The organism is Zhongshania aliphaticivorans, assembly GCF_001586255.1.
Classification (GTDB): Bacteria; Pseudomonadota; Gammaproteobacteria; order Pseudomonadales; family Spongiibacteraceae; genus Spongiibacter; species Spongiibacter aliphaticivorans.
This window is the reverse complement of record NZ_CP014544.1, coordinates 1,133,329-1,158,649: the sequence shown is the minus strand read 5'-3', so window position 1 is coordinate 1,158,649 and position 25,321 is coordinate 1,133,329. Positions and strand designations below refer to the sequence as shown.

The 25,321-nt window shown below is 52.1% G+C and carries 22 protein-coding genes; 10 read left to right on the top strand and 12 right to left on the bottom strand.

Going from position 1 to position 25,321, the window contains the following annotated elements; translation table 11 throughout:
- Positions 1-41 precede the first annotated feature (41 nt).
- Genes rsxA through AZF00_RS05080 form a run of 6 tightly spaced genes read left to right on the top strand, consistent with a single transcriptional unit; the run spans position 42 to position 6,015 of the window.
- Complete coding sequence (gene rsxA / locus AZF00_RS05105) at positions 42-620, top strand: electron transport complex subunit RsxA (RefSeq protein ID WP_008246465.1); 579 nt, start codon at positions 42-44, stop codon at positions 618-620.
- Between the two features lie 2 nt (positions 621-622).
- Positions 623-1,216, top strand: coding sequence for an electron transport complex subunit RsxB (gene rsxB, locus AZF00_RS05100; RefSeq protein WP_008246464.1), 594 nt, complete (start codon positions 623-625; stop codon positions 1,214-1,216).
- Complete coding sequence (gene rsxC, locus AZF00_RS05095; RefSeq protein WP_008246463.1) at positions 1,213-3,600, top strand: electron transport complex subunit RsxC; 2,388 nt, start codon at positions 1,213-1,215, stop codon at positions 3,598-3,600. The genes rsxB and rsxC overlap by 4 nt, the downstream gene beginning before the upstream one ends.
- A 27-nt stretch (positions 3,601-3,627) precedes the next feature.
- Positions 3,628-4,665 (top strand): electron transport complex subunit RsxD, encoded by a 1,038-nt coding sequence (gene rsxD / locus AZF00_RS05090; RefSeq protein WP_008246462.1) that lies wholly within the window; start codon positions 3,628-3,630, stop codon positions 4,663-4,665.
- A gap of 2 nt (positions 4,666-4,667) precedes the next feature.
- Positions 4,668-5,309: an electron transport complex subunit RsxG gene (rsxG, locus tag AZF00_RS05085; protein ID WP_143829309.1), complete on the top strand. Its 642-nt coding sequence runs from the start codon at positions 4,668-4,670 to the stop codon at positions 5,307-5,309.
- The gene (locus tag AZF00_RS05080) at positions 5,302-6,015 is read left to right on the top strand and encodes an electron transport complex subunit E (RefSeq protein ID WP_008246460.1); all 714 of its coding nucleotides are present in this window, start codon (positions 5,302-5,304) and stop codon (positions 6,013-6,015) included. The genes rsxG and AZF00_RS05080 overlap by 8 nt, the downstream gene beginning before the upstream one ends.
- Positions 6,016-6,059: 44 nt before the next feature.
- Here the strand turns inward: AZF00_RS05080 and AZF00_RS05075 are convergent, their stop codons facing one another.
- From AZF00_RS05075 to nhaA, 11 genes are all read right to left on the bottom strand, one after another.
- The gene (locus AZF00_RS05075; protein WP_008246459.1) at positions 6,060-6,557 is read right to left on the bottom strand and encodes a YehS family protein; all 498 of its coding nucleotides are present in this window, start codon (positions 6,555-6,557) and stop codon (positions 6,060-6,062) included.
- 188 nt (positions 6,558-6,745) lie between these two features.
- Positions 6,746-7,735, bottom strand: a complete 990-nt coding sequence (locus AZF00_RS05070; RefSeq protein WP_008246458.1) for a DUF6635 family protein — start codon at positions 7,733-7,735, stop codon at positions 6,746-6,748.
- Positions 7,736-7,823: 88 nt separating this feature from the next.
- Positions 7,824-8,858 carry a ribosome biogenesis GTPase YlqF gene (gene ylqF, locus AZF00_RS05065; protein ID WP_008246457.1) on the bottom strand — a complete coding sequence of 345 codons (1,035 nt, stop codon included), beginning with the start codon at positions 8,856-8,858 and terminating at the stop codon, positions 7,824-7,826.
- A gap of 221 nt (positions 8,859-9,079) precedes the next feature.
- Positions 9,080-10,390, bottom strand: coding sequence for an FAD-dependent oxidoreductase (locus tag AZF00_RS05060; RefSeq protein WP_197465714.1), 1,311 nt, complete (start codon positions 10,388-10,390; stop codon positions 9,080-9,082).
- A 774-nt stretch (positions 10,391-11,164) separates the two neighbouring features.
- On the bottom strand, positions 11,165-11,644 hold the full coding sequence (locus AZF00_RS05055) for a DUF4188 domain-containing protein (protein ID WP_008246453.1): 480 nt from the start codon (positions 11,642-11,644) through the stop codon (positions 11,165-11,167).
- Positions 11,645-11,728: 84 nt separating this feature from the next.
- Positions 11,729-11,983: a GrpB family protein gene (locus AZF00_RS19785; protein ID WP_418112972.1), complete on the bottom strand. Its 255-nt coding sequence runs from the start codon at positions 11,981-11,983 to the stop codon at positions 11,729-11,731.
- Positions 11,984-12,350: 367 nt separating this feature from the next.
- Positions 12,351-13,367, bottom strand: coding sequence for a GDYXXLXY domain-containing protein (locus AZF00_RS05045; protein WP_008246450.1), 1,017 nt, complete (start codon positions 13,365-13,367; stop codon positions 12,351-12,353).
- Positions 13,360-14,709 (bottom strand): DUF2157 domain-containing protein, encoded by a 1,350-nt coding sequence (locus tag AZF00_RS05040; protein WP_008246449.1) that lies wholly within the window; start codon positions 14,707-14,709, stop codon positions 13,360-13,362. The genes AZF00_RS05045 and AZF00_RS05040 overlap by 8 nt, the downstream gene beginning before the upstream one ends.
- Before the next feature lie 145 nt (positions 14,710-14,854).
- The gene (locus AZF00_RS05035; RefSeq protein ID WP_008246448.1) at positions 14,855-16,414 is read right to left on the bottom strand and encodes a cation:proton antiporter domain-containing protein; all 1,560 of its coding nucleotides are present in this window, start codon (positions 16,412-16,414) and stop codon (positions 14,855-14,857) included.
- A 30-nt stretch (positions 16,415-16,444) separates the two neighbouring features.
- Positions 16,445-17,317 carry a DUF1295 domain-containing protein gene (locus tag AZF00_RS05030; protein WP_008246447.1) on the bottom strand — a complete coding sequence of 291 codons (873 nt, stop codon included), beginning with the start codon at positions 17,315-17,317 and terminating at the stop codon, positions 16,445-16,447.
- 67 nt (positions 17,318-17,384) lie between these two features.
- A complete protein-coding gene (nhaA, locus tag AZF00_RS05025; protein WP_008246446.1) occupies positions 17,385-18,569 on the bottom strand; it encodes a Na+/H+ antiporter NhaA in 1,185 nt (394 codons plus the stop codon).
- Positions 18,570-18,873: 304 nt separating this feature from the next.
- Here nhaA and AZF00_RS05020 point away from each other — a divergent pair, with 304 nt between their 5' ends.
- A complete protein-coding gene (locus tag AZF00_RS05020; protein ID WP_008246445.1) occupies positions 18,874-19,749 on the top strand; it encodes an LOG family protein in 876 nt (291 codons plus the stop codon).
- A 131-nt stretch (positions 19,750-19,880) separates the two neighbouring features.
- Complete coding sequence (locus tag AZF00_RS05015; protein WP_008246444.1) at positions 19,881-21,335, top strand: ATP-binding cassette domain-containing protein; 1,455 nt, start codon at positions 19,881-19,883, stop codon at positions 21,333-21,335.
- Between the two features lie 14 nt (positions 21,336-21,349).
- Here the strand turns inward: AZF00_RS05015 and mrcB are convergent, their stop codons facing one another.
- Positions 21,350-23,644 (bottom strand): penicillin-binding protein 1B, encoded by a 2,295-nt coding sequence (gene mrcB, locus AZF00_RS05010; protein WP_081482579.1) that lies wholly within the window; start codon positions 23,642-23,644, stop codon positions 21,350-21,352.
- Between the two features lie 80 nt (positions 23,645-23,724).
- Here mrcB and AZF00_RS05005 point away from each other — a divergent pair, with 80 nt between their 5' ends.
- A complete protein-coding gene (locus AZF00_RS05005; protein WP_008246441.1) occupies positions 23,725-24,723 on the top strand; it encodes an adenosine kinase in 999 nt (332 codons plus the stop codon).
- A 128-nt stretch (positions 24,724-24,851) separates the two neighbouring features.
- Positions 24,852-25,301, top strand: a complete 450-nt coding sequence (gene trxC / locus AZF00_RS05000; RefSeq protein ID WP_008246438.1) for a thioredoxin TrxC — start codon at positions 24,852-24,854, stop codon at positions 25,299-25,301.
- Positions 25,302-25,321 lie beyond the last annotated feature (20 nt).

The window sequence follows — 25,321 nt, the reverse complement described above, 5'->3', positions numbered from 1 at the left end:
CTCAGCGCGGTGTCAACACAGAACTAAACGAGGCTACAATTGTGTTAGCAGACTATTCAATACTGTTAATCGGCGCCATTCTGGTTAACAACTTTGTACTGGTGCAGTTTTTGGGCCTGTGTCCATTTATGGGGGTTTCCAATAAATTGGAAACCGCCATTGGCATGTCCAGTGCAACTACCTTTGTACTGACCCTCGCCTCGATTTGCAGCTGGCTGACCTATGAGTGGCTATTGGTTCCACTCGGTCTCGAATACCTACGCACCATTACCTTCATCTTGGTCATAGCCGTTGTCGTGCAGTTCACCGAAATGGTGGTACGTAAATCTAGCCCTATGCTCTACAAGGTGCTTGGCGTATTCCTGCCCCTGATCACCACCAATTGCGCGGTACTCGGTGTTGCCCTGCTCAACATCAATAAAGACCACAGCTTTGTTGAATCAGCCCTGTATGGCTTTGGCGCCGCCGCTGGCTTTTCCATGGTTTTGGTATTGTTTGCCGCCATGCGCGAACGCATTACCGCCGCCGATGTGCCCCAACCCTTTAAAGGCCCTGCCGTTGGTATGATTACCGCCGGACTCATGTCACTGGCCTTTATGGGCTTCGCCGGTTTGGTATAACGATGATTGAATTAATTGCCCAAAACCCGTTTATCGCATCCCTGCTGGCACTGGTCAGTCTCGGCGTGGTGTTCGGCGCCCTACTCGGTTTTGCTGCAGTAAAATTTAAAACCGAGGGCGACCCAATCGCCGACCAAGTTGAGGCATTGCTGCCCCAAACCCAGTGCGGCCAGTGTGGCTACCCAGGCTGCCGCCCTTACGCCCAAGCCATTGCCGACGGCGACGACATTAACAAATGCCCACCCGGCGGCGAAGCCACTATTGCCGCACTTGCCGATTTATTGGGTGTAGAAGCCAAACCCCTAGACGCGGTAGAAGAGTCCGTGCCCTCGGTGGCCTATATTCGCGAAGACGAATGCATCGGCTGCACCAAATGTATTCAAGCCTGCCCCGTCGACGCCATTTTGGGCTCGGCTAAACACATGCACACCGTCATCGCCAGTGAATGTACCGGCTGCGATCTTTGCGTTGAACCCTGCCCTGTTGACTGTATAGAAATGCGCCCCATTGAAACCAGCTTGCAAACCTGGGCCTGGGACAAACCCAAGCCGCCAGAAGATCTGATCGCCACCGACCGCAGCGGGGCCAGCGCATGAGCCAGCCAAGCAGAAAGGTGTGGGATATTCACGGCGGTATTCACCCCGCAGAAAACAAACAGCAGTCTCTGCAATCGCCCATTAAAGCAGCTGGTATACCCCCGCAAATAATACTACCGCTCGCTCAGCACATTGGCGCCCCCGCCAGTCCGATCATTAGCGTCGGCGACCGCGTTTTAAAAGGCCAAATGATTGCCGAAGCCAAGGGCTTTGTTAGCGCCCCCGTACACGCGCCAACATCTGGCACGGTAGTGGCCATTGAATCGCGCTTAATCCCTCACCCCTCTGGCATGAGCGGTGCCTGTATTGTGATCGACACCGACGGCCAAGACGAGTGGGCTAAGCATAGCGGCGTCGAAGACTTTCGCAGCTTAAGCAAAATGGATTTAATTGACCGCGTTCGCCAAGCCGGTATTGCCGGCATGGGCGGTGCGGGCTTTCCGTCCGCAGTAAAACTCAGTACCCGCGACGACAAACCCATTGAGACCTTAATTCTCAACGGCACCGAGTGCGAACCCTATATCACTGCCGACGATATTTTAATGCGCGAGCGCGCCGCCGAAATTATTGCCGGTGCAGAAATTCTTCGTCATTTAATCAAGCCCAGCAAAGAAACCCTGATCGGCGTTGAAGACAATAAACCCGAGGGCATTGCCGCGCTGCAAAAAGCCGCGCAAGGCACCGGTATCGAAATTGTACCCTTCCCCACCAAATACCCCTCTGGTGGCGAAAAACAATTGATTCAAATATTAACCGGCAAAGAAGTACCCGCTGGCGGCCTGCCTGCTGATATCGGCATTGTCTGCCAAAACATCGGCACCGCCACCGCAATCTACCGCGCCATATGCTTAGGTGAGCCGCTCATCTCACGCATTACGACCATTACCGGTGAAGCCTGCAGCCAGCCCCGCAATTACGAAGTACTACTCGGCACGCCAGTGCAATTTCTGCTGGACCAAAGCGGCTTTAAAAAAGACGACTGCATTCGCTTGGTCATGGGCGGCCCCATGATGGGCTATACCCTGCAAGACACCGCAGTACCAATCGTGAAAACCAGCAACTGTGTACTCGCGCCCACTGCGGCCGAACTGCCGCCACCACCGCCAGCACAAGCTTGTATCCGCTGCGGCATGTGCGCCGAGGCCTGCCCAGTGTCGCTGTTGCCCCAGCAAATGTACTGGTTTTCCCGAGCGCAGGAACACGAAAAACTTGAAGATCACAAACTTTTCGACTGCATAGAGTGCGGCGCCTGTTCCTATGTGTGCCCCAGCAATATTCCATTGGTGCAGTACTACCGCGCATCAAAAGCCGAGATTCGCCAAGCCCAGCAAGACAAGATAAAAGCCGAGCGCTCCAAAGAACGTTTTGAAGCCCGCACCGCCAGACTCGAACAAGAAGAAGCCGAAAAAGAAGCTAAACGCGCGGCGCGGCTGCAAGCAGCAAAAGATAAAGCCGCTGCCGCTGTGAGCAACCCCGACAGCAGCAAAACTGATCTTATTCAAGCGGCCATTGAGCGCAGCAAGGCTAAAAAGGCCGATGCTGCCGACCCTGCCCACGACGCCATTGCTCGCGCACAGGCCAAACGCGACGGCAAAGTTGAGGAAGAAACCCCCGCAGCAAAAACTGAGCGTCTGCAATTACTCATTGCCAGCGCGGAGCGCAGACTCACCAGCGCCCGCGAAAAGCTCGCCCTAGCCAAAGAACAGGGCGGCGAAAACGTCGAGGCCTTTGCTACTGCGGTAATCAAAACCGAAGACAAGCTTACCGCCTTGCAAAAAGAACTCGCAGAGCACCAAGCCCGCTCGACGAGTGCGCCCGCAGACACCGGCGCCACCGATCCCGCGCAAGCCGCCATCGCCCGCGCGATGGCCAAACGCGCCGGTGCCAGCGCCGACGAAAGCGACGAAGACAAAACTCAACGTTTGCAAAACCTGGTCGCCACCACCGAAAAACGCCTCGCCGCCGCCCAGCAAAAGCTGAGTATTGCCCAAGAGCAAAACGACGCCAATGTCGCCGCCTTTGCCACTGGTGCTAAGAAAACCCAAAGCAAACTCGACAGCGCAAAACAAGAATTGGCAGAACACCTTGCCAAAGTTTCGGCAAAGGCCATCACCAAAGAAGCCGTATCAGCAGAGCAAGCGAGCAGCGACGATCCAGTGCAGGCCGCAATAGAACGCGCCAAAGCCGCGCGCGCCGCCCAGGCTGATATGAGCGAGGACGACAAACTCAAGCAAAGCATTGCGTCTTTAGAAAACCGCATCGCTCGCACGCAAGAAAAACTAAGCGCCGCCCAAGAAAGCGGCGACGACAAGGCCGAGATTCTCGCCGACTCAATCGCGAAGCTACAAGACAAACTGGCTAGCGCTAAAGAGAAGTTGGGCTAAACTTTTATACAGAGCACAAAGCAGACTATGGGATTTTTAAAAGTCAGTTCACCCCACGCTCACGGGCCGATGAGCACCGCCAGCGTCATGCGCCTTGTGCTTATGGCAACCCTGCCCGGCATGCTGGCACTGACCTGGTTCTTTGGTTTTGGCACCATTGTCAACGTACTGTGGGCCAGTATTACCGCCTTAGCGTTTGAAGCCTTGGCGCTGCGCTGGCGCAAGCGCCCTATTGGTTTTTATCTCAATGATTACAGCGCCCTTGTCACCGCATTTTTGCTTGGCATTGCCCTGCCACCTGCCGCGCCATTTTGGCTGATTATGATCGGTACTGGCTTCGCTATTTTAATCTGCAAACAACTCTATGGCGGCATGGGCTACAACCCCTTCAACCCCGCCATGGCCGCCTACGTCATGCTGCTGATTTCCTTCCCCGTGGAAATGACCACGTGGATGGCCCCCAAGGGCAGTTTTGCCGGCGACCTACTCGGCCCCATTGAGGCCCTGCGTTACTGCTTTGGTTTTGGTCGCGAAGCCATTGACGCAATTACCATGGCCACGCCGCTGGATGTGCTCAAACAAAATAACGCATTACTGGTCGACGATCTCTGGTCCCAGTCAGCCCAATTCGGCCAAATTTCGGGTAAAGGTTGGGAATGGGCAAACGCCGGTTTTTTATTGGGCGGCGCCTACCTAATATACCGCCGCATTTTTACCTGGCACGCGCCACTGAGCATGCTCGCCGCCTTAACGCTTATGTCACTGTTCTTCTATGACGGCGGCAGTTCTGCCTCTGGCGGCTCGCCGTTCTTCCACTTGTTCAGCGGCGCTACCATGCTCGGTGCCTTTTTTATTGTTACCGATCCTGTCACCTCGGCGGTGTCCAATCGCGGCCGCCTGATTTACGGCGCCTTGATCGGCTTGTTAATTTATATTATCCGGGTCTGGGGCAATTACCCCGACGCAGTGGCCTTCTCCGTGCTATTAATGAATTTTGCGGCACCCTTTATTGACCACTTCACTCAGCCCCGCACTTATGGACACAACACCGGAGCCGAAAAATGAATATTCTCGGCCAATCCATTAGTAAAAACAGCTTACTCCTCGGCCTGTTTGCAGTACTCACCACGGGTGTTATTGCGGGCACTTACCTTTCGACCCGGGGTTTAATTCAAGAAAATATCCGTCACGCCGAAGAACGTGCCTTACTGCAAATTATTCCTAAATCCAGGCACGATAACTCTATGCTCGACGATGTCGACACCGTCGCCGACAGCGAATTATTGGGCCTGCGCGAAACCAAGAAATTTTATCGCGCCACCCAAAACGGCGAGTTTGTCGGCGCTATTTTGCCCGCGACCGCCCGCGACGGTTATACCGGCGATATCGATATGATCGTTGGCATCAATGGCGACGGCAGCATTGCTGGCGTACGGGTTTTATCCCACAGAGAAACCCCTGGCCTTGGCGATCAGGTAGACTATAAAAAGAGCCACTGGGTAGACGGCTTTATCGGCAAGAGCCTGAACAACCCAGACGAAAGCAAATGGGCCGTAAAAAAAGACAAGGGCGTGTTTGACCAATTTACGGGTGCAACCATCACTCCCCGCGCCGTGACTGCCGCAGTACACCGCGCCCTACTTTACTTTGATGCCAATCGCACGACGATTACGGGCATCGAGTCCGATCAGGAGCACAGCCATGAGTGATATTAGCTATCGTGACATTTCCGTAAATGGCCTGTGGAAAAATAACCCCGCCATTGTCCAGTTACTCGGATTATGTCCTCTGCTCGCCGTGACTGGCTCGGTGATTAACGCACTCGGTATGGGCTTAGCGACCATGCTGGTGCTCACGATATCCAATACCTGCGTATCAATGATTCGCAGCTTTGCCTCAGACGCCATTCGCCTGCCCGCCTTTGTAATGATTATTGCGGCGGCCGTAACCTGCATCGAATTACTAATGCAGGCCTTCGCCTATGAGCTATTCCAAATTCTGGGTATTTTTCTGCCGCTGATTACCACCAACTGCGTAATTCTTGGCCGTGCCGACGCCTTTGCCTGTAAGAACAAAGTGCTACCCGCCATGTACGACGGCTTTATTATGGGCGTCGGCTTTGGGGTAATATTGATGTTGCTCGGCGCGGTACGCGAAGTGATTGGTACCGGCGCGATATTCGCGAATATGGACTTACTCTTTGGCGAGGGCGCCAAAGCGTGGAAGATTGTCTTGGTTGATGATTACACTGCCGTACTGGTGGCGATTCTACCGCCCGGCGCGTTTATCTTTACGGGCATGATTATCGCCCTGAAAAACATCATTGACGATGGCATTAAAAAGCGCGAAGCCGCAAAATCCGTGAATGCGACACCCACCAGCCGTCGAGTTCGGGTGACGGGCAATATTAGCTAAGTCTTAGGGGTGGCGCGATAACAGCGCCACCCCCTATCACAAAGCTATTCTACTTCGGCATCAAATTCCGCTTCCATCGCCGCATCGTTGCGGTATTGAAGCTGCAATCCCTTTAAGAAATTACGCAAAATTTGATCCTTACAATCCCGATAATGCTTGTGATCGGTTTTGCGGAAGAACGCACTCAGCTCATGCTTGCTGATAATCACGTCCGCTAACGCCAAGATTGCCATTACATCCTCGGCCTTGAGGTTAAGGGCAATTTTCAGCTTCATAAAAATCATATTATTGCTTAACCGCTTTTCGTTCTCTGGCTTTGGACCTTCGCGCTTACCACGTTTATCGCTAATCAAACCGTTGAGAAATGCCGCAAGATGCAGATCACTGAGGGGCTGATAAGTTGGGTCGCCTTCACGCTTCAACCAATCGCTCACCTCTTCTCGACTCACCAAATGATCTGCCAAACCAAAAACCGATATCATTTTTGCGTCATTAAAATCGAAGATGTAGCGCACTCGGCGCAGAACATCATTATTATCCATGCTTACTTCCCAATTGATTAAACGCTAAGGCCTATTGCCTTATTTACTCTAAACGCCTTTCTGCTCAAAACTTAAGGCCTGCAAGGTCACGCCCAAGGCCACAAATTTATAGCTCGCGGGCTATTATGCCATACTTGCCTCAACAAGAGGCTGCGAACCCATTAAAGCACAGCACTGCGCCCAAAATCCTAGAGCACACTCGACCTCAACATATCGAAACCGTCCAATATTCGCGCAACTAAATGGTCTTTTGGCCGAAAGCTCCCCTGACTATTCGCATTAAAATCTTGCTGCAGGTGATTTAACATTTTGAGTAAGCGGCGACGATGCATGCCCATCATCGCTTGCAAAGGATCGGTGACCACCCCAGAAAATGCGGCAAACGACGCCAAGGCAGCCAAGACACCCGCAAACATGCCCAGACTTAGCGCCATACTTGGCTCCGGCGGAAACAAACTGTAATACCACTGCCCGAGAGTATCACCTAGCCAAAATTGCTGGATTGCCAACTCCTCTGCCGCCAGCGATGCCAGCAGCGCAGCAACACCAATACCACCTGGGGTAAACTTTTGAAAAGCAAAAGCACCAAGCACCGTGCAAGACAAGCTATTGGCAATATCGGCCGAGGCCGTGCGCGTGTATTGATATTGCTGCAAGGCATCAATCAAAAGAGGTTCAATCAGCTGGCTAAACCCTTGCTCCGCTATGGGCTGCTGATTATGCTGGCGATAGACATCATGTAGGGCGGCCAGTATATTTGCTTCTAAGGCATTATCGTGGCCTTCACGATTCAGCAATTCACGCTTAATTAAATCGCTAATCTGGGTTTGCACCTTGGTATTAAGACCCGCTGGAATCGCGTCGAGCACGCGGCACAAACCGCTTAGGCTATTTGACTTCACCAAGCTGTATTTCAACAAGGCAAGTACGCCGTATAACGGCGCCCAAAACAAATTCAGTGGTGCTCGCAGCATATCCCAGCCTAGGGCAACACGGTTTAAGGCTATGGCGCCGGGGTAGTGAAAATGACGATCAATAAAGGCCGGTACCGCCGCCCGACATTCGTCAAAATAGCGGGCTGCAGCGGCATTAATAGCGCGTTCAACATCAGATTTAAGCTCTGTATTTACATCGTCAGCAACACGCAACGCACTATCAAACTCAGAAAATTCGCTCATGGCCCACGTTCTTCATAACACACTGCCAAGGGTTCGCCCCAAATAGGGCCAAGCACTCCGTCAATCCACTCCTCGCCAAAGCACGCAACTACTTAGATTTGCGCGATTTGGTCGGCTTCGTCGCTTTTGGTGGACGAGAACCACGGGGCGCCCGTTTTGCGTTATTGGCCTCTTGCTCCGCTAACTGACTCTCGCTGGGATTACGTGAACCCTGCTTAAAGCGTCGCTTGCGCTCCGCAGCGTCTGCCGCTTTTTTCGCTTGCGCTTCGGCAATAATAATTTCCTCAGCCACCACCATGTCTGGCGTTTCCAAGCTAATTCGGCCCACCGTACCCGCACGGAGCTCATTGATCAGCAATTCACAAATTTTATGCAGATTAATACGGCCGCCCGCGCTTAAAGCACCTCGCCGCAAGGCCGCCACTTCCAAAAAGGCCAACTCGGTATCCGGAATACTCTCAAGCTGAAAGCGCTCTTTGAGCAGTTCTGGGTAGGCCTTAATCAAGTAATCCGCCGCGTAAAAACCCACGTCGTCGTATTCCATGGCAGTGCTTTTAATTGCACCAGTCACAGCAAGGCGGTAGCTACTATTGGGGTTTTCAATTTTTGGCCAGAGAATTCCGGGGGTATCAAAGAGCACAATGCCACTGCCCAAATTTATGCGCTGCTGGCTTTTGGTGACCGCCGGTTCATTGCCCGTTTTGGCAATAACCCGGTCTGCCAGCGTATTAATAATGGTTGATTTACCCACATTGGGAATACCAACAATCATCGCGTTAATGGTTTTAACGCCGGCATCTTTTGCGGGAAACATTTGCCGACACAGCGTTAACAACTGCTTAATTTTAGCCGGCTCATCGGTGGTGGTCGCAAAGGTTTTCACCCCTCGCTGCAGCTCCAAATGCGTCTGCCACGCCGCAGTCACCAAGGGGTCAGCTAAATCGGATTTACTCAGTATTTTAATACAGGGCTTGTCACCGCGAATTTTGGCAATAGAAGGGTTTTCACTGGAATACGGAATACGGGCATCCAATACCTCGATCAGCAGATCGACCTGGGGCAAAAGCTCCCTGATGTCCTTCTGGGCCTTATGCATATGCCCCGGATACCACTGAATTGCCATGTAATGCGCCTTGCTTTTAGATAAAGGCCGTATTGTACGTTATGGCGGGGTAATTTAGCCAAACTCGCCTAGGCAGTATTGCGGCTTGGGCAATACAGCGATATCTCAACACACAAAATTCCACGTTTAGCGTATCAATTGCCAGTACGCAACCGCGTAAGCAATTAGCATCCTGCGGTGACTGAGCTCCCAAAATTGCTTAACCGACGCCACCAACTCAGCTAGCTTCGACTCCGCCCACGTGGCTCATCGCCCTCATAGAGCACAATATCTGAATGCAGGAACTCTGCTGCCTCTGCGGACCCCTCTACTTTGATCGCACTGCGCGCCAACATTTCTGTTTCAAACTCAGTTAACACACTCGCTCTCACGCCAACGTCGCGCCATTGAGATGAAGACCAGCAACCTTTTGAAATTGCCCGCGCCAGCGCCAAGGCATCCAGTAGCGCTTGATTTGCGCCCTGCCCCTTGAAGGGACTCATGGGGTGCGCCGCATCGCCAATCAGAGTTGCTTTCGCGCCTTTTTCCAAGTCTTCTGCTGTGAGTAATTCTCGGTCATATACTGGGTAGCCAGACACCCGCGCGAGCGGCGTCGCCGCTAAAATCTGAGGAATGGGATCGTGCCACGGGGTTCGTCGACAAGCTTCATCTTTAAGAGCTTGTGCGCCCTTAGCACTTAACACCTTAGCGTCGTTTTCTGCCATCGGAAAGCTCAGCTGCCACATTACTGAATCTGCCGCATAAGGCATAATATAGATTCGTTCATTGCCATTGGCAGTTTGAAACACCGTGGCCGAGTCCAATAGATCACTCTGTATGCCGTCAAGATCTGCCAAGGCACAAATGCCCAAGATCACAACACAACCAAGGTAGCGTAAAGGGCTTTCATCACCTATCAGTATGCTGCGCACAACACTGCGAATACCGTCAGCACCTACCACAAGGTCAGCCTTGGCCTGTTTTATTTCCCCGCTTACCTGAAAGCGCAGGTCAACACCCTCACCCTCGCATTCTTTAAAATCGACTAACTGATGCCCCCATGCCACCGCATTGACGCCACCGAGCTGTTCAAGCAGTGCTAAACGCAAAGACTGCCGTGCAATATGCACGTTGGTGCGCTTGGGTGATTTTTTGCTACCGGAATGCATCCATTTGCGCATTCCCCACTCACCAACCACCTTCCCTGCTGTGGTATGAACCACATGCCTAGTTGAAATCACTCCGGCCTCTAAGCCGAAAATGCCGAAGCCTTCTATGGCCTTACTCGCTTGCTGCAGAGTGAGCCCATATCCCTGCGAGCGGACATCAAAACCGCTGTCTCGTTCATAGAGCGTAAAAGGAATGCCACGATGCAAACATGCCACCGCTAGGGCGACCCCGCCAATGCCACCGCCAATAATCGCTATATGGGGGTAGTTTTCTTGGTTCGCAACAGTGCGGGCAACGGCTGGGATCAAACCGGAGCCAAGGCAATTCAGGCACAGCTCAAGGTGGGCCGTCGGCCGAACGGGGCTCGGTCCCGCGCCTTTCATTTTTTCGAATTCGCCCAACTGCCGCTGATAAAGCAAGCGCACTTTCTTACGAATTCTCCGGCCTCGCTTTCCGCGTCCCTGACAATTTGGACATATGGCCCAATGACCGCTTTCATTTTTCACTGATTGACTTCGTGTTTATGGGTAGCAATTCACCACCTCGACTCGAAAGGCAATAGTAGCCTATACCGCGAATAGAAACGTAGCAGAAAAACGTGAGGATGCCGGCTTAGCGGCAAAGTACCAGTGGCCAGCAGTATCTCTTGGCCATAGCGAACAAACGAAGGCCACCCAGATGCTCCGTCATGGAAGCCTTGGCATCGAGTTCATTCAGCTTAGCGTTAACACGAAATAGCTGTTTTCAAATCGCCAAACTCCCGCCTTCATAAGAAAAAACAACGCACGTTGGATTCGCCCCAGCGTTCATGACGACCGGAAATGTGTGACGTTAATGGTATTGGTGGCAGCTCTAATTGAGCCAACGCAACATAGGCGAGCGCTGCCTCGAAGGCATTCATTAATAAGATTCAAACCGTGATCGCCCCGACCACCTCAACGCCAATTCCCCACATTAGCGGCAGATGTAAAGCGTCCCAACGGTACCAACGCACTGGAGTCCGCCCCGCAGGTTTACCTCAATGCCGTAGTCGCTAAGCCCCAAGAATTATTCGACCGATTCAATACTCGCCAGCATTCAAAACTCGACAACAGCATAATTCGCCGCTAACGCCGCTTGTTGCCGCAAGACTTTCACGGCAGGTCTGCCACGCAAATTTAAGTAGCACTGGCATTAACCCTATCGCGCGCGGCATTGAACTTACCCGCTGCAGGAACATGAGCGCCGACCTTTGCCAAGCCAAATTTCGGCATATTATTGTACACACACTCGTACATGCCTTTTCTGGAAATATAGGTTTCATGCCAGATACCAACATCACCATTACTGCCCACTTTTTTATTAAACGCTGCCCACGCAGGCAAATGTAATGACGACTTATTTTTTGCATAGCGTTCAAGGTGCTCGAAGGAGCGCCAGTACTGCACCATAACTATGGTTCGACCAAACCACACCTCGTGGCTAATAAGCCCCGAGTCTGGATTGCGATAAAGCTCTTTAATCATTTTCGGCATGGCCCTCGCCACGGGCAACCATTTATGAATTTTCCAGGGCTTATTAATTCTCAAGCCAATTAAAAAAACAACAAATTCGCCGTCGACATCAGCTGTCATCCGTTCACTAAAAATCTTAGCCATACGTCAAACCTCCTTGTTAACTTGAATACCGTGATAAATCGCGCGCTCAGTTTTTACGTTTTCAACAACGACGAATATGCTGCGCTAGTTAGATGTACGGTTAGACTCATTTGCTAGACGAATGCCTTTCACGTCAGTTGGAAGCATGCTGACATGTACATCTCGCGCCGGCGTCCGCAACATACGATGCCCATCAAAATCAGGTTCGCGAACCCGCGGTTCATCGCATGCTTTCAGCAGAGAGCGAAGGTAGCGATCTTTCTCCCGAGGCTGAGCAAAGACCGCCAAACGATCAATGACCGGTTTCGAAGCAACCTCGGATACGGATATCGAACCAATCCGCTCAATTTAAAGTACTACATTGCCCAGAGTCTCACGAATAGCGCGCGTATGTTGGTCATTCATATCAGGTCACCGATAATCATAATCCTGAGTGTTCACTTCGCGACTTTCGCGGCGGCCAACAAGCCCTATATTACGGACTGCTTGTACTTTCACGCAGTGTCTAGGCAGTTCACGCGTTCGGAAGGGGACAATTGGAGCAAAGCCACGCCTTAATTTGTGCCGCTAGCCTAACTTGCTGTAAACATGGCCATCAATAATGCACCGCAGTTTAATATTCGGTAGCTCCATAATGTCTGTATTAAAGAACTTGCAGTGATCTCTATTGATTGCCTAGAGCGCCTTTTTTACGACTGACAAAAACCTAGTCTACTCGGCCACGCACACTGAATGCTGGCGACGCCAAACTACCCCGCCACAGCAAAGGCACATCCATTCCCGGCAAGACACTTGGCGCCTGATAAACTAGCCTAAAACGCTCATTTGCCGCGCTGACCACAATGGCTGAGGAGGTACTGCTGCCACGTTCTGTCACGTACCAGCGCGGCAAGCCCATATTGAGTTCTACCCGGTACACCTCACCTGGCGCTAAATTAATCATATCCGCCTCACGCAGCACATAAGGCGAGCAGCTCTTGTCGGCTTGACTCAAGCTGCGCCCGGTATCACCGAGAGACTGCAAACTAAAGCCGCAATGTTTATCGTTATCCGCAATTTTTAATTCGGTGTCCGACACATTCTGTAAACTCACCACCAATACTGGACTGCGTTGTGCAATTGTCGCACTGTCCCAATTTAAGGTATTGCTAAGCGCGGTTGTCGTTGGGTTAATCTGTTCAAACCCGATCCCCAAACGACTCCAGCGATAAGCACTAAGCACACCCAAACCATTGGAACCTACCGCAACGGCCACTTCCATGGGTATTTGCACACCCTCCCGGTCACCGCGTCTTAGTTCAATGGCTTCGCCACTCCCTTGTTCAACAAAGTATTGCTCAATACCGTAACTCACCGGGATTTGTCCCCCAAGCACCTCTCGGCTCACTCGGCCCCGGAGATAAAGTCCAGACGGTGGCGCACTATCACTTAAGTAATCCAGTTCATAAACATCGTCTGGGCCCGCCTTAAGCAAGGCATAAACTGCGGTACCGCGGCTAAGTGCCGTGCCCGCCGTTTTACCCCGATACTGGGCCAGATCCACAGAATTTAAGCCATAGCTCAAGCGAACATAGTCTCCCCGCATTGGGTCACGTGGGTCTACCGGCGCGGTGCGCAAATAAATTTGTTCTCCACGCTGACGCACCCATTCGCGCTGCCCTGCCAAATAGCCGAGCACCCCTAACTGACTCAACACCAGCGCCACAATCAATCCTTTACGCACGGGGCTTCTCCAACTTGCGGCGAGTATTTTGCTTGGCATAACGCTGGCCAATCACAAATAGCAGTATGCCAAGCAGTAAGAACACGCTAGAGCGTGCGAGTAAGCTATGAAACAAGTCGGTGAATCTCGCCAGGGCAAGCGCACTTAACATGATACAAGCCAAACCCAGAATTTTGCCACGACCATGCTCCGTGCCACGGTAGACAAACAGCAAGCTGTACAACAGAAATACCAGGTTAAATACCAAGCGGCCAAAGCCCTGTATATCAGCACCAAACATGGCCGGTAGCACAACAAAGAGTAATACAATAAGCACAAGACCAGTTTCCAACCAGGCCTCTGGATTCACTGGACGCGAACTACTTCTCAGCAAGGTTGCCAGCCAAACCGTCATTGTCAGTAGCGCCGGCACAAGCAAATGAAACAGACCAAAGCCCGGTACGGTCGACATACCTTGCTGCGACGGCATGCCAATAAAACTGCCAACAAAAACGAGGCCTAACCACAGCACTATCGCGACACTATAAAAGACACTTTTCGCTGCTGGGTAAGCTAAGCTCGTCGCTAATTGAGCAAACCCAAAATAGCTTCCCACCAATAGCAGTAATACGGGCATAAGGAATTGTTCACCAAAGCGCCACACCCCAAAGACGTAAAAGAGCGGCAGGCTTACCAGCGCCATCGCCAACAAACTGTTAGCGCGCTGCCACCACGCCAAGGGCAGAATAGCGCAGATGAGTATCCAGCTTGCTTGCGGCAAATGGCGCTGAAACTCAAAGGTTTCTAGCCCGGCCCACAAGGCGAGTAGCACCGTTGCCAATATGCCGTGGGCGGCCGACGGCAAAGCCCATGCAAGACTTAAGGCCGCGACAAACCACAGCAAAAAACCATCGGGGTAGTGCGCATCAAAATGGTAGATTTGCGCTACCAACCAGATCCCTGCACCAAAGAGAATAGTACCGAGTAAATGCAAGCTTTCGCCCAGCGAACGGCGCTGATCCTTAGCGTGAAAAAGTGCCATGCCCGCAATATGGGCCAGTAGAATTGAACCACCAATCACCGCCAGTTTGAGATAGCGATGCATATCTGCCCAGTTATAGGCAAAGAACAAAATGACGCCCATGCCAAAAATAGCCGCGCCCAATGCCGCAAAAATGACCTTACCCCAGCGGCCATCGCCACTGTAGCTGCGGCCGAGACCAACACGGCTAGCGCCGCCAGCGCGCCCATACACCATTGCTGGGTAGCGCGCATAAAGTGTTGTTGCCTGCTCGTCTGTAATAATCCCTTCCCTTAACCACTGGGCTATTTCTGCCCGCAGCCAAGGATTGTTATTGTCCATAATGCTCTCACAAATTAGTCATTTGCCGGGCCGATAGATCCGTCTACCGGCCAAATGGTTCCCGTAACGGTGAATATACACCTTCGCAAACGCAGCCAGAAAGCTCGCTTTCAGGAAGTTACTGACTTCGTCGCAGCTTATGCGGTCAGGTCAGCTCTTCCAGCACTCGCTCGGCAAAACCATGACCAGCCTCGGCATACAGGTTAAAGGTGATGCAACCCATACGTAGAAGTTCATCATGTTGATCCGGGAATCGGGACACCACAGCGATCTTACCCTGATAATTAAGCTGGTTGAGCAATTTAACAACTTCGATATTTTCTTCGTGATTACTGAGGCTCACTAAGATCATTCTGCGCCGTTGCAAACCCGCCCGCTCTAAAAAATCCCGGTCACTGGCATCGCCTGCTACACAATTAATGCCCGCCAGTTTCAGCTTTACTGCCTTATCGGCATTTTCTTCCACACCCACTATTTTTTCTGGGTAGTGCTGGCTAAGGTAGTCATAGGCGCCACTGCCAATTCGCCCCATACCAAAAATGATAATCTCAGCTTCGCCCATATTCACCGGACGCTCCAAGACTAATAATTGGCGACGCTCCAATTTTTGCAGCCGCTCGGCGATACGTGCGTACAAGCTGTGTACATGGGTATTAAAAGGCACGGCAATAAACAGAGACAAGGCCATCGCCACCGCTAAAGTCGTCAACCACTCTGCTGGCAGCGATCCAGCCTGCACTGCCATGGCCGCTACAATCAAGCCGAATTCACTGTAATTAAATAGCGATAGACCAACCAGTAGCGAGGTACGCGCTCGCAAGCGGAACAACAGCAGTAACGCAAAGTAGATCAATGGCCGCAGCAAGATGAGTCCCGCCAAGGCTAAAGCGACAGTCAGCATGGCGCCACTCGGCATACCGGCATAGCCAATACTCAAGAAAAAGGCGGTGAGAAATATGTCCTTAAAATTAATAAGGCTTTTATACAGCTCGACACTTTTAGTCGATTTGGACAGCAGAACGCCAAACAGCAGAGCTCCTAAACCACCTTCAAGGTGCACCAGTTCAAATAAGGCCGCAGCACCAACCGCTGTGCCAATACCAAATAATACTAACAATTCCCCGTGACCAGCCTGCTTAAGCAGTGCCACTAAGATAGGTCGCAGCAGGGGCAGCGCGAGCAAGGCGATGGCCCATTCCGACGGCGGCTGCTCGGCGGAAAAAACCAAAAAGCACACAGCAAAAATGTCTTGGACAATCAAAATACCGATAGCAATTTTGGCGTGAAGTGCTGCGCCTTCGCCACGCTCATCAAATATTTTTACGGCAAACACCGTGCTTGAAAACGACAAGGCAAAGGCAAGCATCCACGCCACGGAGGTTTCGACAGCTTGAAGTTCAGGGATTAACCAATGCAGACTCAAAAGTACCAGCGCCGTCAAAGGCACTACAAACACGGTGTGTAAACTTGCCGCAGCCCAAATCTGGGGGGCTAGCAACTCCCGCACATTGAGCTTTAACCCAATAGTGAATAGCAGCAGTATGATACCCAGCTCCGACAGAGCATGAATAAGCTCGGGGTCGCCCAACTGTAAACCACCGGCGATAAAACCCGCCACTAAATAGCCGAGTAAGGGCGGCATGCCAAGACGTTTAAATAACAAGCCGGCAATAAAGGCAATTCCGACCAGTAGGGGTTCAATCATTACAACTCACTCGTTAATAGCTATCGAAAATCAAGGTCGTGGTATACGCGGAATTAGAAGTGGGGTCTGCGCCTTGTATTGTTGATAATTAGGATCACTCCCCCAGCGCCTATTTGCGCTGGCTTCAAGGAGTGGAATCCCAGTTACTTTAGTCAACACCAAAATAACAAACAACGGTGATAACAAACCTAAATACAAACAGCCACTCAAAGCTGGAAAGGCGATAATACACACGCCAATCCACACTAATATTTCGCCAAAATAATTCGGGTGCCGAGACCACGCCCATAAGCCCTGGCGAATAAATTGTCCCTGATTACGTAAATCAGCGCGGAATCGCCGCTTCTGCACATCCGCAGCCACCTCCAACACCATGCCGAGCAGCCAACACAAGAAGCCTATGCCTGCGGTCCAGCCTAAGGGCTTATCCACGCCAGACGCCATTGCCAAGATCGCCGCAAGTGAAATCAGAAAAACCCACAATGCCTGAAGTGTCCACGTTACAAGAAAGCGATAAAAATTGATTTTAATTTTGTCAAAACGTGTATCTCGACCATCCACACACACTCGCCAAAATAAAAACCCACCCAAGCGTAGCGCCCAAATGACAATTAAACCGGCGAGCAAATAATTCCGATCAGTCTCAACACTCAAACTAAAGCAAACAAGGACGACTGCAATATTGCTCAACGCCCCTGTTAAATCATAGAAGCGTTCGGTGTGATTTAAATAAGCAGGAATAAATGCCAGCCACTGCACACCAAATGCGATCAGCAGTGACCACAGGGGCAAACTCAAACCACCATATGTCGGCAAACCTCGCCCAGCTGCACTGGCAAGCAGCAAACCTACCGCGGCCATCACCAACACCGCGAGCAAGGCTTTTAACCCAGACTTTTGCATTAGCGTTCTACCCCTAGGGTTTACAGACGTGTATGCAGCTTAACCGATACGGCAACTCCCATAAGGCCTATTTTTTTGCAGGCAAACTTTTATTCAACACCACATAACCAACAACGCCAGATAATAGAGAACCGATAATAATTCCCAGGCGCTCGTCAAACAGTTGGTTCACCCCAGACTCTTCAAAGGCTAGTGAGCCAACAAATAAACTCATGGTAAAACCAATACCACAGAGTAAGGCTGTGCCATACAAGGACAGCCAGGAGATATCTTCTGGCAACTTGGTGAGTTTAAGCTTCACGCCTAACCAACAAAAACCAAATACGCCGACCTGCTTGCCCACAAACAGACCCAAGGCAATACCGAGCGGCACACCGTGCAGTAAATGATCTAATCCCACACCGCTAAAACTAATACCTGAGTTACAAAACGCAAACACCGGCAAAATCACAAAGGCAACCGCCGCATGGAGGTCGTGTTCGAGGGATTTGGCTGGCGACTCCTTATTCATAATTTTTGCGCGCATGGGAATAAACATCGCCAACACCACCCCCGCCAGCGTCGCGTGTACCCCAGACTTAACCAAAGCCACCCACATCACAAGACCAATCAGCAGATAAGGGCTTTTTTCATCTACGCCTCGGCGATTCATCAAGGTTAAAATCAATACACAAGACCCCGCTACCACAATAGCGAGCAGGGAAATTTTACTGGTGTAAAAAAACGCAATTATCAGAATGGCGCCAACATCGTCAAATATTGCCAGTGAGGTTAAAAACACTTTTAAGGCAATTGGCACGCGCTGCCCCAATAAACTTAACACCCCTAGGGCAAAGGCGATATCTGTGGCCGTAGGAATTGCCCAGCCTTGTGCGGCAACTCCATCGCCACGATTCAGCGCCAAATAAATAAACGCCGGCACGACCATGCCGCCAATGGCGCCGAGGCCCGGCAGAATGATTTTGTTTAGCTCCGCCAGCTCCCCTTCCAAGAATTCACGTTTGAGTTCCAGCCCAACCATAAGGAAAAACACGGCCATTAGGCCGTCATTTACCCACATCAATAATGGTTTAGCCAATTTCAGCGCGCCGATCTGCACCACCACAGGGGTGTCAATCAAAAGATTGTAGATGCCCACCAACGGACTATTAGCCAGCAGGATGGCCAAGGCACTGGCCAATACCAGCAAAACTCCACCGGCGGACTCTTGTTTAAAAAAATGCTGTAAATACGACGAATCTGACTGGGACATACACACCTATAAGTTATTGCTCGGAATTACCAATAGCGCCTATACGCACTGAAGCTACCCCAAGATCATACCGACTGGGGCCGACAACACAATGTTTTCTATCGAGTTTCGGTGCTGTGCATTTGTAGCATTTCAACGCTATGCTAAAGGAAGCTTTGCAAAACTACTGCGCTCCGGCGACGCCCCACCGACCTTCGCTTAGCATGCATAAAAACTGCAGTGAGCACTTTGGCTGCGCTACGTTTTCCAAAGATTCCTGGGGCCAAGAGCTACACCAATATCGCCACCGACAAGGAAATAATAAATGACCGATAAGTCTAAATTACGCGGCGCCAACTTCCCCTCCGCTCGGGATGAACTGCCCAGTAATCAGCAAGACCAACCCGCAGCCTACCGGCTGGCCTATACCGATCAAGATTTCTTATTGCGCGAGGAGCTTCGCGGCCTGCGCTTTCACTTAGAATTGCAAAAGCCTGAAATGACGCTAAAAGAACACGGAGTCGAATCCACCATTGTCATTTTCGGCAGCGCCCGCTTTCCCTCCCCGGAAGACGCCGACGCAGCTTTAGTCATTGCTCAAGACAGTGGCGACCCCGCCAAAGTGAGGGCCGCCAAACGCGACCAACGCAATAGCCATCACTATGAGCAAGCCCGCCGCCTAGGTGAACTGATTACCACGCATTCCAATCACTGTGATCCCAACGAACAACTCTATGTGGTCACGGGCGGCGGCCCCGGCATTATGGAAGCCGCCAACCGCGGTGCCAGTGACGCCGGTGGCAAATCGATCGGCCTCAATATTGTATTGCCCCACGAACAAGATCCAAACCCCTATATCAGCCCTGAATTTTGCTTCCGTTTTCATTATTTCGGCATCCGCAAAATGCACTTTATGCTGCGCGCCAAGGCCGTGGTGGTGTGCCCCGGTGGCTTTGGTACTTTCGATGAATTATTCGAGGCCCTAACCCTCATTCAAACCGGTAAATCTAAACGGGTCCCGGTCATTCTCATTGGTCACGAGTTTTGGCGCCAGGCCATTAATTTGGAATTTCTCCGCGACGAGGGGGTTATCAGCCCCGAAGACGTCAATATGATCAGTGTCGTCGATACCGCCGAGCAAGCTTGGCAGCACATCGTTGATTTCTATCAACTCAGTCCTGGCGAGCGTATTCGCTGCTGAAAAATTCTGCCAAGTCGCTGTGAGGCATGTATTTCCCACAGTGATCAGCCACGAGCAAAACCAAATAGCACCAAGAAATTAGGGGTAAATATGCTATAGTGGCCGATTGTTTTTTGTTAACACGGTTGCCCATGTCCGCCCCTATTATTCGCTTTGACGCCATTCGTTTTGCCTATCAACTCGACCCCATTCTCGACAATTTTAGCTGGCAGTGGCCGGCCGGGCAGCATCTCGCGATCTTAGGCGGCAACGGCGCAGGCAAAACCACCCTCGCCAAACTCATTACCGATCAGCTGCGGCCTAACGCTGGCGACATCCACTACGCTGCTAATATTGGCCCAGATGATATCGCTCACATCTCGTTTGATTTACACCGCGAGTTGATGGAGCACGACCGCCGTTTTGACGACAGTGAAACCCGCGACGATGCCTTCGATGTTGGCACGCCAGTGCGCGCTATTATTTTGCAAGGCCAGCCCGCCAACGCAGAATTCGACAGCCTGTGCAGCAGGCTCGGTATTACGCACATACTAGACCAGGGTATCCGCTTCATCTCTACCGGTGAAAGTCGCAAAACCTTGCTAGCCCGCGCCCTCTTAGCCAAACCTGCGGCCCTGATTCTCGACAATCCTTTTGAGGGCTTGGATGTTAAGGCGCAAGCCGAAATGCGGACCATGCTCGACGAGTTACTTACTTCGCCAACACCGCTGATTCTGCTGACCAAAGACGCCAACGATATTCCCGACTGCATCGACACCGTATATCAAATGGCCCACGGCAAAATGCTGGGTGAATGCAGTGCGGCCGCCGCCAAGCAGGCCAGTCAAGCTTTGCATCACTATGCTAAACCACTGCCCATTGCCGACGCACCAGCCCACCCCGCCGACACCGCGCTATTAGAACTACGTAATATCAATGTGAATTTCCGTGGTAATCAGGTGCTCAGCGACATCAACTGGACCTTAATGCCCGACCAGCACTGCTGTATTAGCGGCCCTAACGGCGCTGGCAAGTCGACCTTGCTCGGCCTGCTCTGCGGCGAGAACGATAAGGCCTACGGCCAAGAGGTGTACCTATTCGGCAAGCGTCGCGGCGGCGGCGAAAGTATTTGGGAGGTTAAAGCCCAATTTGGCCTGCTTAATACCAGCATGCAAATGAATAATTTAAAACGCACCAAGGTGATCGACGTGGTAGCGTCTGGCTTATTTGATTCGGTAGGTTTATACACTGACTACAGCGAGTCTCAACGCCAGATGTTAGTTGCGTGGCTAGACGCGCTTGAACTGTTGCCCCTCAAAGAGCAGCGTTTCGACCGGCTGTCATTTGGTGAACAGCGCATGGTTTTACTGGCTAGAGCCATGGTCAAGTCGCCCCGTATTCTTATTTTAGATGAGCCCTGCATCGGCTTAGATAACGAGCAAAAATCGCGATTGCTCGGCGCCGTAGACCAAATTGCCGCCCACGGCCAAACCCGCATTTTATTCGTTAGCCATCGCAGTGAAGAACTGCCCGAGTGCATCAATCAGTTTATGGATTTAGTCCCCGCGGCGCAGGGCGGCTATACCGCCCAGATCCGCGAGGCCTAAGCCAGCCATTTTAGCTAGTCAAATACGCTTCGAAACCAGCCCCACACCTTCTCAGGTTCCGGGGCGCAGCCGCCGCGCTCACGGGGTGCACTGCCGCTCATAAAGGGCATATAACGCGCGTTTTCACACCACGACTGACTAAGCTTGCCACTGATGCTGTCCACCCACTGATACTCTACGCCATCTACCAGTGAAAATGGCATTTGCTCGGTGCTGGCCTCGGCCATAAACTGACGCCACACCATTAAGGCACCGCTGGCGCCGGTTAAGCCCGTTGAGGTGTTATTGTCTAAACCCATCCAGACCACAGCCATATAGTCCCCGGCAAAACCAGCAAACCAAGAGTCGCGGGTATCGTTACTGGTACCGGTTTTACCCGCCACCCGATAGTCTTTGGGCAACACCTGATACACCCCTTTGCCCGTGCCTTCGCGCACGGTTTCTAACATCGCGTATTGCAATAAATGCACTGCTGCAGAATTGACAACCTGTTTTGGCTTTTGCGGGTAGCGCGCCAATAACTCGCCCTTATTATCGGTAATGGCATAAATCGTACGCAGCGGTGTATAACGGCCATCTGCCGCCAAGGTCTGGTACATCGCCGCGACTTCTATTGGCGCCAACTCCGCTGAACCCAGTAACATCGATGGCACTTCGAGTAAGGGCCGCTGCACGCCAAGGCGCTGGAACATGGCCATAACCTTATCCAAGCCAACCTGCATACCCAACCGCGCAGTCGCTAAATTATAAGAGTGGGCCAATGCGGTGTGCAGGGGCACCTCGCCGTGGGATTTGCGATCGTAATTCGAAGGCCGCCACTGGCTGCCATTGGCATTGCTGATCGATACCGGCTCATCCGACACCTTGGTCAACAAACTATATTGATTGGGTTGATTTAGCGCGGCCAAGTACACGGCGGGTTTAGCCAATGAACCAATGGGCCGCAGCGCATCTAGGGCGCGGTTAAAGCCAGCGTATTTTGGCCGCTTGCCACCAATTACCGCGACGACATCACCGCTGTTTACCTTGGTCACGACCATGGCAACTTCTAAGTCTTTTTGACGGGCTTCCAGTCGCTGTAGGGATTTCACCGTTGCCTTTTCTGCGCGGCGCTGCAAAACCGGGTCAAAGGGCGTAAATATTCGCAAACCACTGGTTTGCAGCTCCTTGCTCTGATAATCACGGCTCAATTGACGCCGCACCAAGTCGACATAAGCAGGGTACACGCCGGCCAGTGCCGAGGTTTTGGCTAACTCTAAAGGCTCTTTCTGCCACTCTGCCAATTGCTGCGTGGTCAGCCAACCCTCTTCCTCTAGCTCGCCGAGCACAATATTGCGGCGGGTTTTGGCGCGCTCTGGGTGACGCCACGGGTCGTAATACGACGGCCCTTTAACGAGGCCCACCAGCATCGCAACCTGCCCTAAATTTAACTCCTCTAGGGGCCGGTTATAGTAGTGGCGCGCGGCAAGACCAAAGCCGTGAATAGCCCGATTGCCCTCCTGCCCCAAATAAACTTCGTTGATATACGCTTCTAAAATTCGGTCTTTGCTGTAATGCATCTCGGTTAAAATCGACATCACCGCTTCTTTGGCCTTGCGCCACAAGCTGCGCTCATTGCTGAGAATCGTGTTTTTAACCAATTGCTGGGTGAGTGTGCTGCCGCCCTGGACCGTGCGTCCCGCCTTTATATTGGCGAGCATAGCGCGCACGATACTGCGCGGCGAAATACCAAAATGGCTGTAGAAGTGCTGATCTTCCACCTGCACCAAGGTTTCAATCAGCATTTGCGGCGCTTCGGCAAGGCTTAACATCAGGCGGTCTTCATGGCGGCCGGGATACACCCCACCAATCACCATGGGATCGAGCTGCTCTTCAGCGATGCGATCACCCAATTTATTGCGCACCACGCCCACCGTGGTCGAGTTCATTTCAACCTCAATCTTGCGCGCGGGCTGCAGGCCGTCAGCAAAGGCGAAGGGCCGCAGATAAATCGTAAAATGATCGCCCTGACGAAAGTAACTACCTGGCTGATCCACCAAACGGCGGCTACTGTAACCCAGCTCACCTAATTCTGACTCTAGCTCATACGCCGTTAGAATAGCCCCCGTCGCCAGTACTAAGGGCCGTGCGTAGACTTTGGCGGGCTGCTCATAGCGCTGACGGTCAAACGTGCCGCGCACCTTGGCATCGCAGTAAGCGAAAAAAATCAACATGACGACCGCAAACGCCAAGCTAAGCTTGACGAATAAACCCCACCACGAGAATGTTGCTGCGGAAGCGCCACTCCCCTTAGATGCTTTCTTAACCATTCAATACGACCAGATACATTGCAAATCAGAATTCAAACCGGATAATAGCGGCACTTTACCGCAAGTTACTGGCAAATCAGATGAAAAAATACCACCTCTATGGAATTGGCGCCGCCTTAGTCGATACCGAAATCGAAATTAACGACGCAGAATTGCAATCCCTCGGCGTGGAAAAAGGCCTGATGACCCTCGTCGATGCAGCCCGTCAACAGGAACTGTTGGACAAGCTCAGCGGCCATATGGTTCACGCCAAACTCGCCAGTGGTGGTTCCGCCTGCAATAGCATTGTCGCTGCAGGCTATTTTGGCGCCAACAATTACTACTCCTGTAAAGTGGCGAACGATGAACACGGCCACTTCTTTATGAACGACATTAAAGCCGCCGGGGTCGATGCCGATTTTGACGGCGACAAGGCCGTCGGCACTACAGGTAAATGTTTGGTGCTGATCAGCCCCGATGCAGAACGCAGCATGAACACCCACCTGGGTATCAGCGAAACATTGTCAGTGGCCGAAATCAATGCCGAGGCACTCGCTCGCTCTGAGTATTTCTACGCCGAAGGCTATTTGGTTACCTCTGACTCTGGCCGCGCCGCGGCGATCGCCGGTCGCGAACTCGCTGAAAGCAACGGCGTCAAAACCGCGCTGAGCTTTTCAGATCCTGGGATGGTTAGCTTTTTTCGCGACGGTTTAAACGACATGCTGGGCAACGGGGTAGACCTGATTTTCTGCAATGAAGCTGAAGCGCTGGGCTGGGCAAACAGCGAGTCGCTTGATGACGCCGTTGCCGCACTGAAACAAGTTGCCAAGACCTTCGCCATCACCCTCGGTGCCAAAGGCGCACTGGTGTTTGACGGCGAACAATTGCATGAAATTTCAGGCCATAAGGTCGCAGCGGTAGACACCAACGGCGCGGGCGATATGTTTGCTGGCGCGTTCCTCTACGGCATTACCAACGGGTACAGCTACGCCAAGGCTGGCGCGCTGGCTAGCCGCGCTGCCGCCGAGGTTGTATCCCAATACGGTCCACGCCTACTCGGGCCGCGACATCAGGAATTACTCAGCGAGTTAAATCGTTAAGTACTCATTTGCTAGGCTGTCTCACGCGCTGGCGCGTTGAGGAAGCCTAGCGCCGTAAAGCTAAAACCTTGAAATCCCCGCCTTCTGACCACATATCAGCGTTATGACTTGCTGTATTTGGACTCCCCATGAGCACTAGCCCTTCGCTACAACTGATTTGCCCGCACTGCGCCGCAATTAACCGCGTACCCGAATCGCGCCTTACCGATGCGCCGGTATGCGGCAAGTGCAAGGCGCTATTGCTCGATGGCAAGGTCGTCAACGCCAGCGATGCTAATTTCAATCGCTATATTCAACAAAGCGGTTTGCCCGTGCTGGTTGATTTTTGGGCGCCTTGGTGCGGCCCCTGCCGCTCCTTTGCGCCAGTTTATAGCGAGCTTGCCGCCGAAATGCCCACTCATGTCAGTTTTCTTAAACTCGACACGGAAGCCAACCAGAACACGGCTGCGCAGCGTCAAATCCGCTCGATCCCGACGCTGATTCTATTTCATGGTGGCCGCGAAATTGCCCGGCTGTCTGGCGCACTGCCCAAGGGACAATTCAAGGACTGGCTAAACCAGCAACTGGCAACGCTATAGGCCAGCACGTTGCAAACATA